Source organism: Rugamonas rivuli, assembly GCF_009380165.1.
Taxonomy (GTDB): domain Bacteria; phylum Pseudomonadota; class Gammaproteobacteria; order Burkholderiales; family Burkholderiaceae_D; genus Rugamonas; species Rugamonas rivuli.
In genome coordinates this window covers 1,083,985-1,097,732 of the sequence record NZ_WHUF01000001.1, presented here as the reverse complement: position 1 = coordinate 1,097,732, position 13,748 = coordinate 1,083,985, and the positions used below count along the sequence as shown (strand labels likewise).

19 protein-coding genes are annotated in these 13,748 nt (G+C 56.5%); 17 read left to right on the top strand and 2 right to left on the bottom strand.

Going from position 1 to position 13,748, the window contains the following annotated elements; genetic code table 11:
• Position 1 precedes the first annotated feature (1 nt).
• The 16 genes from GEV01_RS04700 to GEV01_RS04625 all read left to right on the top strand — a co-directional run bounded on the left by GEV01_RS04700 (position 2) and on the right by GEV01_RS04625 (position 10,381).
• On the top strand, positions 2-364 hold the full coding sequence (locus GEV01_RS04700) for a hypothetical protein (RefSeq protein WP_152802068.1): 363 nt from the start codon (positions 2-4) through the stop codon (positions 362-364).
• Between the two features lie 150 nt (positions 365-514).
• Positions 515-1,789, top strand: a complete 1,275-nt coding sequence (locus GEV01_RS04695; RefSeq protein ID WP_152802066.1) for a hemagglutinin repeat-containing protein — start codon at positions 515-517, stop codon at positions 1,787-1,789.
• 70 nt (positions 1,790-1,859) lie between these two features.
• Positions 1,860-2,741 (top strand): putative adhesin, encoded by an 882-nt coding sequence (locus tag GEV01_RS04690; RefSeq protein WP_217428342.1) that lies wholly within the window; start codon positions 1,860-1,862, stop codon positions 2,739-2,741.
• Between the two features lie 12 nt (positions 2,742-2,753).
• Complete coding sequence (locus tag GEV01_RS04685) at positions 2,754-3,218, top strand: DUF7919 family protein (protein WP_152802062.1); 465 nt, start codon at positions 2,754-2,756, stop codon at positions 3,216-3,218.
• An 8-nt stretch (positions 3,219-3,226) separates the two neighbouring features.
• Entirely contained in the window at positions 3,227-3,466 is a 240-nt protein-coding gene (locus tag GEV01_RS04680) for a DUF4926 domain-containing protein (protein ID WP_152802060.1), read from the top strand.
• Between the two features lie 156 nt (positions 3,467-3,622).
• Positions 3,623-4,396 (top strand): S-layer family protein, encoded by a 774-nt coding sequence (locus GEV01_RS04675; RefSeq protein ID WP_152802058.1) that lies wholly within the window; start codon positions 3,623-3,625, stop codon positions 4,394-4,396.
• A complete protein-coding gene (locus tag GEV01_RS04670; RefSeq protein WP_152802056.1) occupies positions 4,389-4,811 on the top strand; it encodes a hypothetical protein in 423 nt (140 codons plus the stop codon). Before GEV01_RS04675 ends, GEV01_RS04670 begins: the two co-directional genes overlap by 8 nt.
• Positions 4,812-4,912: 101 nt before the next feature.
• A complete protein-coding gene (locus GEV01_RS04665) occupies positions 4,913-5,173 on the top strand; it encodes a hypothetical protein (RefSeq protein WP_152802054.1) in 261 nt (86 codons plus the stop codon).
• A complete protein-coding gene (locus GEV01_RS04660; protein ID WP_175022919.1) occupies positions 5,130-5,543 on the top strand; it encodes a hypothetical protein in 414 nt (137 codons plus the stop codon). The genes GEV01_RS04665 and GEV01_RS04660 overlap by 44 nt, the downstream gene beginning before the upstream one ends.
• 102 nt (positions 5,544-5,645) lie before the next feature.
• Positions 5,646-6,065 (top strand): hypothetical protein, encoded by a 420-nt coding sequence (locus GEV01_RS04655; protein WP_152802050.1) that lies wholly within the window; start codon positions 5,646-5,648, stop codon positions 6,063-6,065.
• 100 nt (positions 6,066-6,165) lie between these two features.
• A complete protein-coding gene (locus GEV01_RS04650) occupies positions 6,166-6,375 on the top strand; it encodes a DUF4926 domain-containing protein (protein ID WP_152802049.1) in 210 nt (69 codons plus the stop codon).
• Between the two features lie 42 nt (positions 6,376-6,417).
• Positions 6,418-6,759, top strand: coding sequence for a hypothetical protein (locus tag GEV01_RS04645; RefSeq protein WP_152802047.1), 342 nt, complete (start codon positions 6,418-6,420; stop codon positions 6,757-6,759).
• 483 nt (positions 6,760-7,242) lie between these two features.
• Positions 7,243-8,082 carry an aldo/keto reductase gene (locus GEV01_RS04640; RefSeq protein WP_152802046.1) on the top strand — a complete coding sequence of 280 codons (840 nt, stop codon included), beginning with the start codon at positions 7,243-7,245 and terminating at the stop codon, positions 8,080-8,082.
• 7 nt (positions 8,083-8,089) lie between these two features.
• Complete coding sequence (locus GEV01_RS04635; RefSeq protein WP_152802044.1) at positions 8,090-8,821, top strand: hypothetical protein; 732 nt, start codon at positions 8,090-8,092, stop codon at positions 8,819-8,821.
• A 17-nt stretch (positions 8,822-8,838) separates the two neighbouring features.
• On the top strand, positions 8,839-9,912 hold the full coding sequence (locus GEV01_RS04630; protein WP_152802042.1) for a DUF4272 domain-containing protein: 1,074 nt from the start codon (positions 8,839-8,841) through the stop codon (positions 9,910-9,912).
• A 13-nt stretch (positions 9,913-9,925) separates the two neighbouring features.
• Entirely contained in the window at positions 9,926-10,381 is a 456-nt protein-coding gene (locus GEV01_RS04625; protein ID WP_152802040.1) for a YbaK/EbsC family protein, read from the top strand.
• A 7-nt stretch (positions 10,382-10,388) separates the two neighbouring features.
• Here GEV01_RS04625 and GEV01_RS04620 read toward each other — a convergent pair whose 3' ends face one another.
• Positions 10,389-11,996, bottom strand: a complete 1,608-nt coding sequence (locus GEV01_RS04620) for a 2Fe-2S iron-sulfur cluster-binding protein (RefSeq protein WP_175022917.1) — start codon at positions 11,994-11,996, stop codon at positions 10,389-10,391.
• A 25-nt stretch (positions 11,997-12,021) separates the two neighbouring features.
• On the bottom strand, positions 12,022-12,567 hold the full coding sequence (locus GEV01_RS04615) for a carboxymuconolactone decarboxylase family protein (RefSeq protein ID WP_152802038.1): 546 nt from the start codon (positions 12,565-12,567) through the stop codon (positions 12,022-12,024).
• A 116-nt stretch (positions 12,568-12,683) separates the two neighbouring features.
• Between GEV01_RS04615 and GEV01_RS04610 the strand changes: the two genes are divergently transcribed.
• Positions 12,684-13,586 (top strand): LysR family transcriptional regulator, encoded by a 903-nt coding sequence (locus tag GEV01_RS04610; RefSeq protein WP_152802036.1) that lies wholly within the window; start codon positions 12,684-12,686, stop codon positions 13,584-13,586.
• Positions 13,587-13,748 lie beyond the last annotated feature (162 nt).

Sequence of the window (13,748 nt, the reverse complement as noted above, 5' to 3'; positions counted from 1 at the left end):
AATGAAGTGGGGAAAATTGGATGGAATCGAACCAAAAAATTATTTGCTTTATATGGTTCTCATGTGGGTTGTTGCTCCATATGATAATCGTCCAGTAGATCATTTCCTCAAGAGAGTCATTGGGGATGAGCGAGGTTTTGGCGGAGATCCTGGTTGGGAAATTGAATATGTAACAGATATTTCTGGTAGTGATAATTTCAGAGTGTGGGCTGATAAGAACGTAAGTGGTCTTTGCGATGAAGAGACCATGTACGATACTGCAACTTTTCACGCCGCCGTCCGAGAAACCTTATTAGCATATGCGATAGCACATCCACATCGCGCAGTTGAGGTAGCTGAAATAATAAAAACACGATGGGACTGAATCTAATTAAAAGTTGAGTTCTGGAGGAACTTGCTTTTAATTAGCGGTTGACAGCAGTCGAAGCACTGGCAACACAAACAGTATGATCTGCTCCTCGGCATCGCGCTGAGCGCCGACCAGATCAGCCACCTGACCAGCGACATCGTCTGGATGGAAACGCAAACCGTCAGCCTGCCGGACGGCACGGTGGAAAACGTGCTGGTGCCCAAGGTCTACCTGGCGCACGCGGGCGGCGACGCGGTCAAGGCCAGCGGCGCGCTGGTGACTGGCGATGGCGTGGCCATCAACACCAGCGACAGCATCGTCAACCGTGGCGGCCTGATCGACGGCGCCAACGGCCGCACGGTGCTGGTGGCGGGGCAGGATATCGTCAACCAGGGCGGCGCCATCAAGGGCGGCGCGGTGGGCTTGTCGGCTGGGCGCGATGTCATCAACCAGTCGCTGACCATCAAGCAGGAATACGCCAGCGTCAACACCAGCGGCAACTACACCACCTTGTCCAACCAGGCCAGCATCACGGGCAGCGGCGCGGTGGCGATCAAGGCTGGGCTCGATGTGGCCGATACCGGCGGCACGATAGCCGGCGCCAGTGTCGGCATCGGCGCGGGGCGTGACGTCAATTTCAACGCACTGCAAACCGGCAGCACCTACGCCTCGCAGGTGGCGGCCTATACGGAAAAAGACAGCAGCACTACCTACAAGACCGGCCAGGTCGCCAGCAGCGGCGATTTGACCATGGTGGCCGGCCAGGACATCAAGCTGAGCGGCACGCAAGTGGCCATCGGCGCTACCGGCAGCGGCACGCTGGTGGCGGGGCGCGACGTCAGCATCGCGGCCGTCGTCAACGAAGTCAACATCAGCAAGCAGAACGACCCGGGCAGCAAGCTGTATGACAAGGAGATCCACCAGAACCAGAGCGTGGTCGGCGCGTCGGTAACGGCTGGCGGCGATCTGGCGGTCAAGGCCGGTGATAGCGGCCTGGGCAATCTGGCGATTGCTGGCAGCAACCTGGCCGGCGGCGGCAAGGTGCTGTTGGCGGCCAGTGGCGACGTCAGCATCACGCAGGTGCAGGAAAACCACCTGACCGATCTGGCGCACCATGACGAATCGAGCAGCATGTTCAAGAAGAGCAGCAATACGTCGGCCGACTACAGCAAGATCGACAAGGTGGTGGGCAGCAGCGTCAGCGGCGATTCGGTTGTGGTCAAGTCCGGCAACGATATCGTCGTCAACGGCAGCCAGTTGAGCGCCACGCAGGCGCTGACCTTGAACGCGGGCCGCGATCTGCTGGTCTCCAGCGCGCAGCAGAGCGATAGTGAAAAGCATAGCGAACAGCACGATCGCAGCGGGTTCTCGTTCAATGTCGCCTCCGGCGCGCTCGGTTACAGCAAGAGCGAGCACGCTTGGGCAAGTCTCGCCGAGTAAGCCTGAGCCTGCTGTCAATCCGTTTACACCGAATGCAAATGGCTGTATCACTGCTGAGTGTGCTGCTGATGTGTTGCCCAATGCAATAGGGAAGTCGGGAGAAAATCGTTTTGTTGGAGTAGTACAGATTGCTGGCGGGGGCACGCAAAGTTTCGGTGGCGGTGCATTAGTCAGCATCGGCTTGGCCAGCTGTATGGAAACCCTCGGCGGAGGCTGCCTCGTCGCAGCGTTTGGCGGTTTTCAAGTGCTGTCGGGAGTGGACAATGTCTACACGGGAGGCCAGAACGTTAGTGATGGAACTCTTCACGCAACGACAGGCGGACAATTGCTTCAACGTACGGGGTTGTCGCCAGGATGGGCAGAGCTCCTTTATTCTGGATCGCAAATCGGAGCAGGCTTTGGAGGTGGATATGCGGTCGTAAAATTTGGGCCAACATTTAACTCCCTTGACCGGGGTTTGGGCGGTGCCAATGGTCATCAATTTGCTGCTAATGTTACTGACGGTGGTAGCGGGCAAGCATTGGCGGGCCATGGTGTAATGGATACAAGTGCTACTGTTCTTGGCAACGGCCAGTATGTCTCGCCAGCAGGAACCACGGTGATTACGCCACGACCGGGAATTACAATAGCAGATTCTACCGGCCGTATATTGGAAAATGTTACCTCCGTGGAACATCTTGAAAGTATTTTGAGTTCGGGTATTGGTCCAAATGGAGAAATTCTTCGACCTCGAAACTTTGCGGATTTGGCGGGGTATAATGTTATATCGCCAGGTGAAACAGGGTTTAATTACACGTTACTCAGTCCTGGTTATAAAAATAAGCCGTTAAATATATTTAGCAAATCGACGACCACGGACGCAGCGACTCATCTTTCGGTATTTCTTAAACCAAATATGGGTTGTGTTTTCTGGGCCGCATGTACTCAAGTAGTTCCATATATTCCTAAATAATTATGGTGAAAAATGAATTATTTTAAAGATTTGACAAATTACACCCATCAGATCTCACCGTACGAGATGAGAGACGTAAAAAATGTTGGATGGCTCAACATTGGTGAGAAATTTTCAGTGGGGGAGGTACCATCGGAACTTATTCTTAAATTGAAAATTTTAGCTTCTGGGAGGGTTGCATTAAAGCCGCTTGTTGAACCAATTAGAGAAATGCCTTTTTGTGAGGTTTGTGGGTCCGTGGAGTTAAAAGGGGAGGGAGGGAAGTTTCTTCCAAATGCTGAACTTTGGATTCCGTCAGGAAATTGTATTTATGCCTCACCTATTATAATTATACATTTTATTGAGTTTCACAACTATTTTCCGCCTCTTGAGTTTATTTCTGCTATACGTTCTTTGGATTTAAATTTTAATTTCGATGCGGATAAAATCTATGGCGAGAAACTGATTGAGTGCGGTTGGGCTGGTAGAAATAAATAATTTGATCCATGAGTAACCGGGTGAGCCTGCCCCATAAAATGAAGACAAAATTTCTTGAATATGACGTTGTAAGATCAGTTCGTTCGCTGACTAAGAGTGTTCCGAAGGGTACAACTGGTACTGTATTAATGGTGTTTGAATCGGCGAACTCTCGATATGAAGTTGAATTTGTCAACCGTGCTGGTGAATCGTTGGCTGTATTAACAGTAGACGAAAAAGATTTGGAGCTGATTCAACGAATGATGTGAGTTGGCTCTAGCGACGATGTCGACAGTAGCGGCGCCTACAACGGGGCCCGCGACGTCGATAACATCAACGCCAGCGGCAAGGCGCTGGGCGACGTCAGCTCCGGCCATGGCGCCAGCCTGGCGCAGAACGCAGCCAACAGCGGCACGGCGGTCAAGGTGGCGCCGAACGGCCTGTCGTTGCTGAACCCGAACGCCAACGGCAGCTATGTGTTCGAAACCCGTCCCCAGTTCGCCAACCACGGCAACTGGATCAGCAGCGACTACCTGCTGAAAGCGCTTGATACCGATCCGGCCGTCACGCAAAAGCGCCTGGGCGATGGCTTCTACGAACAGCGCCTGGTGCGCGACCAGTTGATCGAACTGACCGGCCGCGCACCGACCGGCGGCCAGAACGACGACAGCCGCTACAAGGATCTGATGACCAGCGGCATCAGCTTCGCGCAGCAATACGACCTGCGTCCGGGTATCGCGCTGAGCGCCGACCAGATCAGCCACCTGACCAGCGACATCGTCTGGATGGAAACGCAAACCGTCAGCCTGCCGGACGGCACGGTGGAAAACGTGCAGGTGCCCAAGGTCTACCTGGCGCACGCGGGCGGCGACGCGGTCAAGGCCAGCGGCGCGCTGGTGACTGGCGATGGCGTGGCCATCAACACCAGAGACAGCATCGTCAACCGTGGCGGCCTGATCGACGGCGCCAACGGCCGCACGGTGCTGGTGGCGGGGCAGGATATCGTCAACCAGGGCGGCGCCATCAAGGGCGGCGCGGTGGGCTTGTCGGCTGGGCGCGATGTCATCAACCAGTCGCTGACCATCAAGCAGGAATATATCAACAGTCACGTTGAGGTGAACAGCGCAGCGGTCAAAGGTATTAACAAAGGCAACGTAGCTAAATTTAAATTTCCTGCCAGTGAGGGTGTAAATGATTAAATTCAATATTGAAATGCAGCAACAAATTATTTCGTTTGGATTGGATGATTCTTCTCCTAATGCAATGCTGCCAAAAATACATGGAGGGCAATATGGCGATACGCCTTTGGAGTGGCGTAAAGATGTAGTTTCACTTGCCTGCAGTATGTTGGCGGCGGGACTTGTTACTCCATTGTCAGGAATGGAGGGTTATCAGGCTAAAAGTGCTGAAGAGGTCAGGGGGCTTTTGCAAGAAGGTGATTCGGAAAACGGATTCGATGTTGATTTGGTTTGGGATGTCATGCATCTTTCTGGCACTCAAAAATTGCTTGAGTTGCTGCGAATGTTTGAACTCGATAGCTGGGAGGCAATGCACTCAGGACTGTCGCAGTCTCTTGGTCAGGTACTTGCAGAAATGGATGTTGTACAGGTTTGATTGCAGTGATTGCGACCTGATCTGACATTGAAGCCAGCGATTGTCTGTTCAGCTCCTACAACGGGATCAACGGCCGCACGGTGCTGGTGGCGGGGCAGGATATGCCAGCGTCGGCATCGTCGCGGGGCGCGACGTTGCCCCTCAATGCGCTGCAGACCGGCAGCACCTATGCGTCGCAAGTGGCCGGCATCACGGAAAATGACAGCAGCATGACGTATAAGACCAGCCAGGTCACCAGCAGCGGCGACCTGGCGATGGTCGCTGGCCAGGGCATCAAGCTGAGCGGTACGCAGGTGGTCATCTCAATGGAGAATAAGCGTGAGAACTATTTGCGATACATGTGGGAAATATTCGGAAAATGAAACATGCTGCACAAATTGTGGAGCGAAAATTCTCGCTGATGAGGAAATTCCTTCGCGCCAGAGTCTTGCGCGATGGGGATGGGCAACATTTGGATTGGCAATGAATGATTCGTCATTAAAAGAAGATGTGGTGCAGTATCTTCGTGAAAAATGGGTGTCACTTGAGGAGTTTACGGTGTTGCGTCTAATAGATTCTCAGATTTCCAGATTCGAGTCGGATGCGATATCGATAAAAGTCCTCACTCGCGAAGACTTCCTTTCGATGATCGTCAAAGATGCTCTATCAAAATTTGAAGGGTTATCGGTGCAGTTTGAGCCGGTTGATCTTGCAACGGCGGAAGAAGCAAATGAATTGCTGACTCACGGGTAGATCAAAGTGGCAGTGGGTACATAATCGACGCCAACAAAGGGCATGACTGATAGTCAGATAGCCACATTAAAGAGTTTGATCGCTAAAGCTTGGAAATAAATAATGTCATTTACTTTGAATTTGGAAGCGGATTGTAAGGTTCAGCTGCGGGAAATTATAAGTGCCCTTAAGAGTGCAGGAGCAGACGATTTCGTGGAGGAAGAATTTGGTTTAAGTGGGAATTTTTCTGTATCAAATATGCATTTTGGTCTGTTTGATCGTAACAATTCATATTGGACTGAAAATGGAATGCGATCTTGTGTGATAACTGAAGGCGTTTCTGAGCCGCTGGATTGGGATGTTTGCGCTCGAATCTCGTTTAAATATGTCAGGGAGCGATATGCTGAGTGCAGCAAGGAGTTGCATCAATTCCTGCATCGACTGGCAGAGCTGACTAGTGGCAATTTTCTGCTCTCATTTCAATATGAAACCATTTATGTTGTAAATGATGAAGACGGACTGCGATTTATTGAGGAATTCTGATTGCGATGGAACCTCAATGGTCAATGGTAATATCGAAACCAGGACTTCCTTGCGGAAAAGATAATGCAATCCTTCAGTAAATTAGTGAGCTACTACAAAAATGAAGACGAAATTTCTTGACTATGATGTTGTAAAGTCCGTTCGTTCGCTGAATAAGAATGTTCCGAAGGGTACACTTGGCGCTGTATTGATGGTGTTCGAATCGACGAATTCTCGATATGAAGTTGAATTTGTCAACGATGCTGGTGATTCGTTGGCTGTATTAACAGTAGATGAAAAAGATCTGGAGTTGGCTCAACGTGTGAAGTGAGTTTTTGGTTCCGGGGGCGAAGCAGGATCTATAGGGTATCGTATGCAGGTTTCAGAAGTGTTTTCTTCAAAGAGTATTCCCGTGGGTCACAGAATAACGCTTGAGGGAATTTTTGTGATGAGCTGCGGCATCGGATGTTTTGTGCAAAATATGGATGACCTAGGCGATAAAGAAAAATCTATTTTTATAGAGCATCCAGATCTTGAAAATAAATTGCTTTCTTGTGTACCTGCATTTGGCGGTGGAAAAATAAGTTACTGCGATAAGGCCAAAATATCGGGTGTGCTGAATCGTGAATTTTCGGAAGGTTTCTTGTGTAAATTCAATGGGGTCAGCGATTTCATTATTTTCAGAAACGATGCTGTATTTAACGTTAAGTTATAATAAAATATTGACAGCGTTGAGTAATTGCTGACATGGTTAACTGGCGAAGGTGGGAGAGCCATTGTTATGAATGAAAAATTGATGCCAATATCCCTTTTTCAGGCAAGGGAGATCGCCGATCAGCAAGCACGTATTGATCTTGAAGGATACGCAGGTTCACTTCAGAGGTGCTAGAAAATGAATATCTGGAAGCTGAACACTGCTGGATGTTTTTTCGATCTAGGGAAATTGATGTTCCGCTAGACGCTACGCTTGGAATCAAGTGGGCGCATGTGGTTAGCAAAAACGGGACATATAGTATGGTTCAAGACTTCTCGGAAGATCCACAAAGACTCCAGGCGTATTTGCAATGTATGTCAGATCATTTCAAAACACGTGGAGAGTGAGTCTCGGCGACTCAGCTTCGAAGTCAAATAATCCCGCGCGTTTGCAAAAAAAGCACCGTTGGGGCTACCATACGTTTTTTTGACGGCGGGCCCCGCGATGAAAACTGTGAACTTCCCTTCGGGGGTGTCCGTGCCGGTGCTGGGGCAGGGCACGTGGAATATGGGCGAGGAGGCCGCGCGCAAGCGCGATGAGGTCCGCGCCCTGCAACTGGGCCTCGATCTCGGCATGACCCTGATCGATACCGCCGAAATGTACGGCGACGGCGGTGCTGAGGAAGTGGTTGGCGAAGCCATCGCCGGCCGTCGCGACGAGGTCTACCTCGTCAGCAAAGTCTATCCGCACAATGCCAACCTCGAAGGCACGCAGGCCGCCTGCGAACGCAGCTTGCGCCGTCTGAAGGTCGATTGCATCGATCTCTATCTGCTGCACTGGCCCGGCTGCTTCTCGCTCGACGAGACCTTCGACGGTTTCGAAGCACTCAAGAAGGCCGGTAAGATCAAGGACTACGGCGTCAGCAACTTCGATCTCGAAGGCATGCAGGACGCCGTCGATTGCGGCGCCGTCGCCACAGACCAGGTGCTGTATAACCTCATCAAACGCGGCATCGAATTCGATCTGCTGCCGTGGTGCCGCCAGCAGGGCATGCCGGTGATGGCCTACTCGCCGCTGGAATCGAGCGGCCGCGAACAAGCCGCGTTGCTGGACAATCCCGGTCTGCACGCTGTCGCCCACGCTCACGGCGTCACTCCGGCGCAGATCGCGCTGGCGTGGGTGCTGCACCAGGATGGCGTGATCGCCATCCCCAAAGCCACCGACCCCGTTCACGTGCGCGCGAACCGCGCCGCTGCCGACATCAAACTCTCCCCGCAGGATCTGGCCGCATTGGATCATGCATTCCCACCCCCACGTCGGCGCCGCGCGCTCGACATGCGTTAAAGGATCTATGAAACATAAACTGCTTTGTTTAAGCCTGCTGCTGGCCAGTACCGGCGCCTGGGCACAGGAAGTTCCCGATGCCGATGCCGACGCGCCGCAAGTGGTGGAAGTGGGGGGCGTGAAGAACCCCGAACTCAAGTCCTACAAGGTGATGCTGAAAGGCGTGGACGCTTTCGAAGCGAACCGCAAATACGCGCCCGCCGCGCCGATGAAATTCAAGCTGGTGTCCGCCACGCCCGGCGCATCGGTGGAGGGTGTTACGCTGCGCATCGCCGGCGACAATACCTCGGAAAACGTCCCGGTCGCGGCGGATGGCACCTTCGTCCTGCCGCGCATTCAGGCTGCCATCGACGACAAGGCGGATCTGGTAACGAACAAGAAGAAGAGCGTAGTTCGTTGGCGCGGCGATATCCACACCCCCGGCGTTCCGGTAAATGCACGCCGGCTGGGCGATCTGCGCATGGAGTGCGAGATCGGGTGGGCCGTTAATCGGGAAGACATCCCTTTCCTGATTCGTAACGGCCTTGCGCTGGCTGGTGGCGCTTGCCACATCAAGAGTATCCAGCTACGCTACCAGGCGCCGTTGAATGCGACCGGAGTGACGCTGGTCTCCGGCGACCGCCGCATGCCGCTGCCGTTTATCCCCAAGTACAAGAATGTGTTTTCTCCGCCGGTGGCCGACACCAGCTGGGATGACGAATCGCTGATCGAGTACGAGTTCTCGACGGCGTCCATGTAAAGCTCCAAGTAAAAGTTATGTTCAATCGAATCAAGCAGCTGTTCTCGTCCAAGGACACCAGCAACCATATCCTGATCAATGCCTATTGCACGGTTGCCGACGTGCCCAAGCCCGGCTTCCCGCATGTGCTGAATGCCCGGCGCGACCTGTCCAATCGGGAACTACAGCCGCATCTCAACGGGTTGATGAACCACCTGGCGCAGGCTGGCGGAGGGAAGATGACGCAGGTTCGGTACCACACGATCCGCCATGTGCAGCGCGTGCGCCAGCATGTCAGCCTGTCCATCGAGGCCGGTGCAATGGACGGGTTCACTGCCTGGGCGGAGGCTGCAAACGCGATCGCGTTCATGGAGAATGGCAGTGTGCGCGATCCGCAAGGGCGCATCCTGCTGCCCGCAAGCGGTGACGATGGCGACCCTAAAGCCGTCGTGCCATATCCGCAGCAGGCCTGGCAGCGCAAGGCGCGCTCGGAACAGCTGCTTGCAGCGCGCAAGATCGTTGTGCCAGCGACGCTGCCGCCCTTAGTCTCCGAGCCGGAGCTGCGTTTGCGCATGCCGGAAGATGTGCTGCGCAGGATGCTGGCGCTATTTGTGGTCGCGATCCGCGCGGAGTCGCTGTCGGGTGGCCACGCCATTGCCGTCGACGAGCTGAAAAAACGCTTCCCGCCTGCCTTTGCCGGCTTGACCGATGCGGAGCGGGCCTTCCTCGCGAAGGATGCGCCAACGGAGCAGGAGACCACGCAGTTCCTGTGGCGGTATGAAGCCATCCTTGTGCTGCAGTGGGTTCTTGGCCTGCAGGAGGAATTGCCGTTTGCCGACGCGATCTGCGACGTGGCTTCGATCTCGCGCACCGTCATCGAACGCGGTACTGAAGGCTTGCGCAAGCAGCTGGCCATGCGTCCGGCGGTGGAGATCCTGGATGCGCTGGATCTGCACTACCGCCAGCACTGGGCCACGCGCCAGGCGATTCTGAAGAAGGCCGCTGCGCCCGCCGGACTGAATGACGGTGTGCTGCAAGAGCGCCACCATGCCTTGAACTGGCTGGTGCATTTCGAAGACCGCGACTGGGACGAAGTCGATACCCCAACCTGACCTGCAAACATCTATGAGCCTTCAATCCGTTCGTGAGTTTTTCCTCGCCCGAGATCTTCATCTTCCCATCGTGGAGCTGGACGTCAGCACCGCTACTGTGGCGCTGGCGGCGGAGGCGCACGGCGTCGAGCCGGGCCGCATCGCAAAGACCTTGGCCTTCCGCGTTCGTGATGGACGCGTGATCCTGCTGGTTGCAAGCGGTGTCGCCCGCATCGATAACCGCAAGTTCCGCGAAGCCTTCGGCAAGGGCAAGATGCTGCCGCCCGAAGAAGTCGCGGAAACCACCGGCCATCCGGTCGGTGGTGTCTGTCCTTTCGGCCTGGCGCAGGCACTGCCGGTGTATGTCGATGAGTCGTTGCGTAATTTCGACGAGGTGCTGCCGGCCGCTGGCTCGGTCAACAGCGTGGTGCGGATGTCGCCGGACATGCTGGCGTCGGTCACGCAAGCGCAGTGGGTGGATGTCTGCTGACCGCTAACTAAAGGTCAAGCGTCAACGCCGCACCTTCAGCACGCGAGACGCAGATGCACATGCGGCCTTGCGCGTGCTGCTCCGGCGTGAGCGCATCATCGCGATGGTCGGGAACCCCGGCCACCACATCGACCGCGCAGGCGCCGCAGTTGCCGATGCGGCAGGAGGCTGGCGCCGCCACACCCGCTGCCTGGACGGCGTCCAGGATGCTGCGGTCTGCTGCGACCTCGATCACTTTACTGCTGCGGCGTAGCGTTACGGCGATTGTCCGGTCGCTGTTGCGCGCCGTGTTGCTGGCAAACCGTTCGAACCGCACGCGGTCGTCGGCGATGCCAGCGTTGCGGGCGGCTGCCTGTACGGCGGCGATCAGCCGCTCCGGTCCGCACGTGTAGATCTCCGTGTCGCGTCCTGCGTTGGCGAGCAGCGCTTCGATATCCATGCGTTTGTTCTCGTCGGCTGTGTAGACTACCAGCCGCTCTCCGAACGCTGCCGCCAGCTCATCGAGGAAGGGTGCCTCGGCGCGCGAACGCACCGCGTAGTGCAGGACGAAGGTGCGGCCTTGTTCCGATAGCGTGTGTGCCATGGCTTTTAACGGCGTGATGCCGATGCCGCCTGCGATCAGCAGCGCGGGCCGGGCGCCTTGCGAGAGTGCGAAGTCGTTGCCCGGCATGGCGCAATGCAGCGTCATTCCCAGCCTGTATTCGGCGTGGACGGCTTGCGATCCTCCGCTTCCGCTGTCCTCGCGCTGGACGGCAATTTCGTAGGTGCTTGCCATGTCAGGGGCGGAGGCGATCGAGTAGCGGCGCGTGCCGATCGCGCCACCGGGCAGAGTTACGGGTACGTCGATGTGCGCGCCAGCCTGTATCGGAGGCAGGGGCTTGCCGTCCGCGCTGCGCAGTTCATAGGAGCGTACGCGCGGCGTCAACTGGCGTACGCCGCTAATGGTCAATGCCAGTGGCCCGGCGCCAAGCCGTTCTGCCTGCGCGGACGCGGTTGGCTGCGAGGCGGCCTGCGCCAGCTTGGCAACCTGCTCCTTCAATCGTTTGAGCTGCGCGTGCAGCGGCGCCGTCATCGAGGCGACTTCCTGCTCCGTGTAGCGCGGCGTGATGTGCTGCGGGCAGTTCCAGTCATAGCCTTCCACGGTGATGATAAAGGCGCGTTCGATCCGGGCGCTGTAGCCTGGCATGCGTAACTGCTCGATCAGCGCCGGGTCGTCGGCGGCTTCCACCGTGCGTGCGCGGCCGATGATCTTCAGCCGCACCTGCTCGGCGTAGTCGACCAGTATCAGCGAAATGCGGTCATCCGTTTTCAGGTTGCCCACGCTGAGATACTGCACATTCCCGCGGAAATCCGCGAAGCCCAGCGTCTTCGCGTCGAGCACGCGCAGGAAGCCTTGCGGCCCGCCGCGATGCTGCACGTAGGGCCAGCCGGTCTCGCCGACGGTCGCCTGGAAGAAGTGATCCATCCCTTCGATGAAGGAGGTCTCCCTGCGTCCCAGGCTGTCCTGGCGGTTTTCCATCTGATCGAGGAAGGCATACTGGTCACGGCTTCCCATGTCGGTTTGAACTTCGCGTACCGTTGGCGTGAAGGTGATATCGGAATAGGCGCGTCCCATGATGTGCTCCTCGATCAGAATGAAATCAGGCTGCTATTTTCAGTTCGACTTTCGGGAAGTCGATCTCCACGCGGCTGGCCTTGCCCAGGATGTTGGTCAGGAAGTTCATGCCCACGTGGGTGATGATCTCCACGATATCCGATTCGCTGTAGCCCGCGCTGCGGACTTCTGCCAGTTCGACGGCGCTGATCTCGCCCTTTTTCTCCATCAGGCTTTGCGCGAACTTTACCGCCACGGCGGCTTGCGCGTCCTCGCTGGTGCCGTTGCGGGCGGCGGTCATCTCATCGCCGCTCAAGCCGGTCTTGCGGCCGATGGCGGTGTGCGCCGAGACGCAGTATTCGCAGCTGTTCTGCTGCGCCAGCGCCAGCGCGATGCGCTCGCGGGTCAGCGCGTCCAGCGTGCCGCCGTTGGCGACACCGTGCAGGCCGAGGAAGGCGCGCAGCGCGACCGGCGAGTTGGCGAATACCTTGAGGAAGTTGGGCACCATGCCCAGCTGGCCCTGGATGGCGTCCAGCAGGGCTTTTTGTTCGGCGTTGGCGGTGGCGTTTTCGATGGTGGCGATGCGGGTCATGGTGGTTCTCCTTGGTTGAGGGTTGTTTGTTCAGCGAACACTTGCAGTTTCATCGATAAGCGAGATAATGGGAATCCGTTAAATTTACAATAAACTATTTCTAAATCAGGAATAATATGGACAAGCTCTCCGCCATGGCCATCTTCGTGGCCGTCGTCGATGAAGGCGGATTTGCCGCCGCCGCCCGCAAGCTGAAGATCTCGCCGCCGGTGGTGACGCGCGCCGTCACGGAGCTGGAGGGGAGCATGGGCGTGCGCCTGCTGCTGCGCACCACCCGCGTGGTGCGGCTGACCGAGGTCGGCGCGCGCTACGCCGCCGATTGCCGCCGCATCCTGGCCGACGTGGCGGAGACCGAAACCTCCGCCGCCGGCTCGCACGGAGCGCCGCGGGGGCGCCTGGTGATTACGGCCTCGGTGATGTTCGGCGCGATGTACGTCACGCCCATCGTCACCGAATACCTGCGCCGCTATCCGGAGACCGATGTCGAATGCCGCTTCCTCGACCGCGTCGTCAACATGATGGACGAGGGCGTGGACGCGGCGATCCGCATCGGCACGCTGCCAGATTCCAGTTACCAGGCGGTGCGCGTGGGGCAGGTGAGGCAGGTGCTGTGCGCATCGCCCGCATACCTGTCCGCACGCGGCACGCCCGCTATACCGCAGGATCTGGCTCACCACGATCTGATCGCCGCCAGTCCCGTCACCGCCACCAACGACTGGCGCTTCGAATACGAGGGCAAGCCGCAGACGGTGAAAGTGCATCCGCGCCTGAGCAGCACCAGCAACGATGCCGCCTTGCGCGCCGCGCTGGATGGCTTCGGCATCACGCGCGTGCTGTCCTACATGGCCGCGCCGTATCTGGCCGACGGCCGTTTGCAAACCATCCTGGACCGCTACGAAACGCCCCCGGTGCCGGTGAGCGTGGTGCACCACGAAGGCCGCCATTCCTCCCGCAAGCTGCGCGCCTTCCTGGACATGGCGATCGCCACGCTGCGTGGCGACGACGCACTGGCCCGATAAAATTGTATACAAAATTCGTTGACAATGTATCCGGCGAGGCGCAATATCGTCGTCAATAAACGCGTCGGTCACGAGCTGTTGCGTTGCTAAGCACCATTTCTACACACGGTTAAGGGCAGCCCGTGTGGGTAGTAGTTGCAAAGTAACGCCCATTAAAAAAAG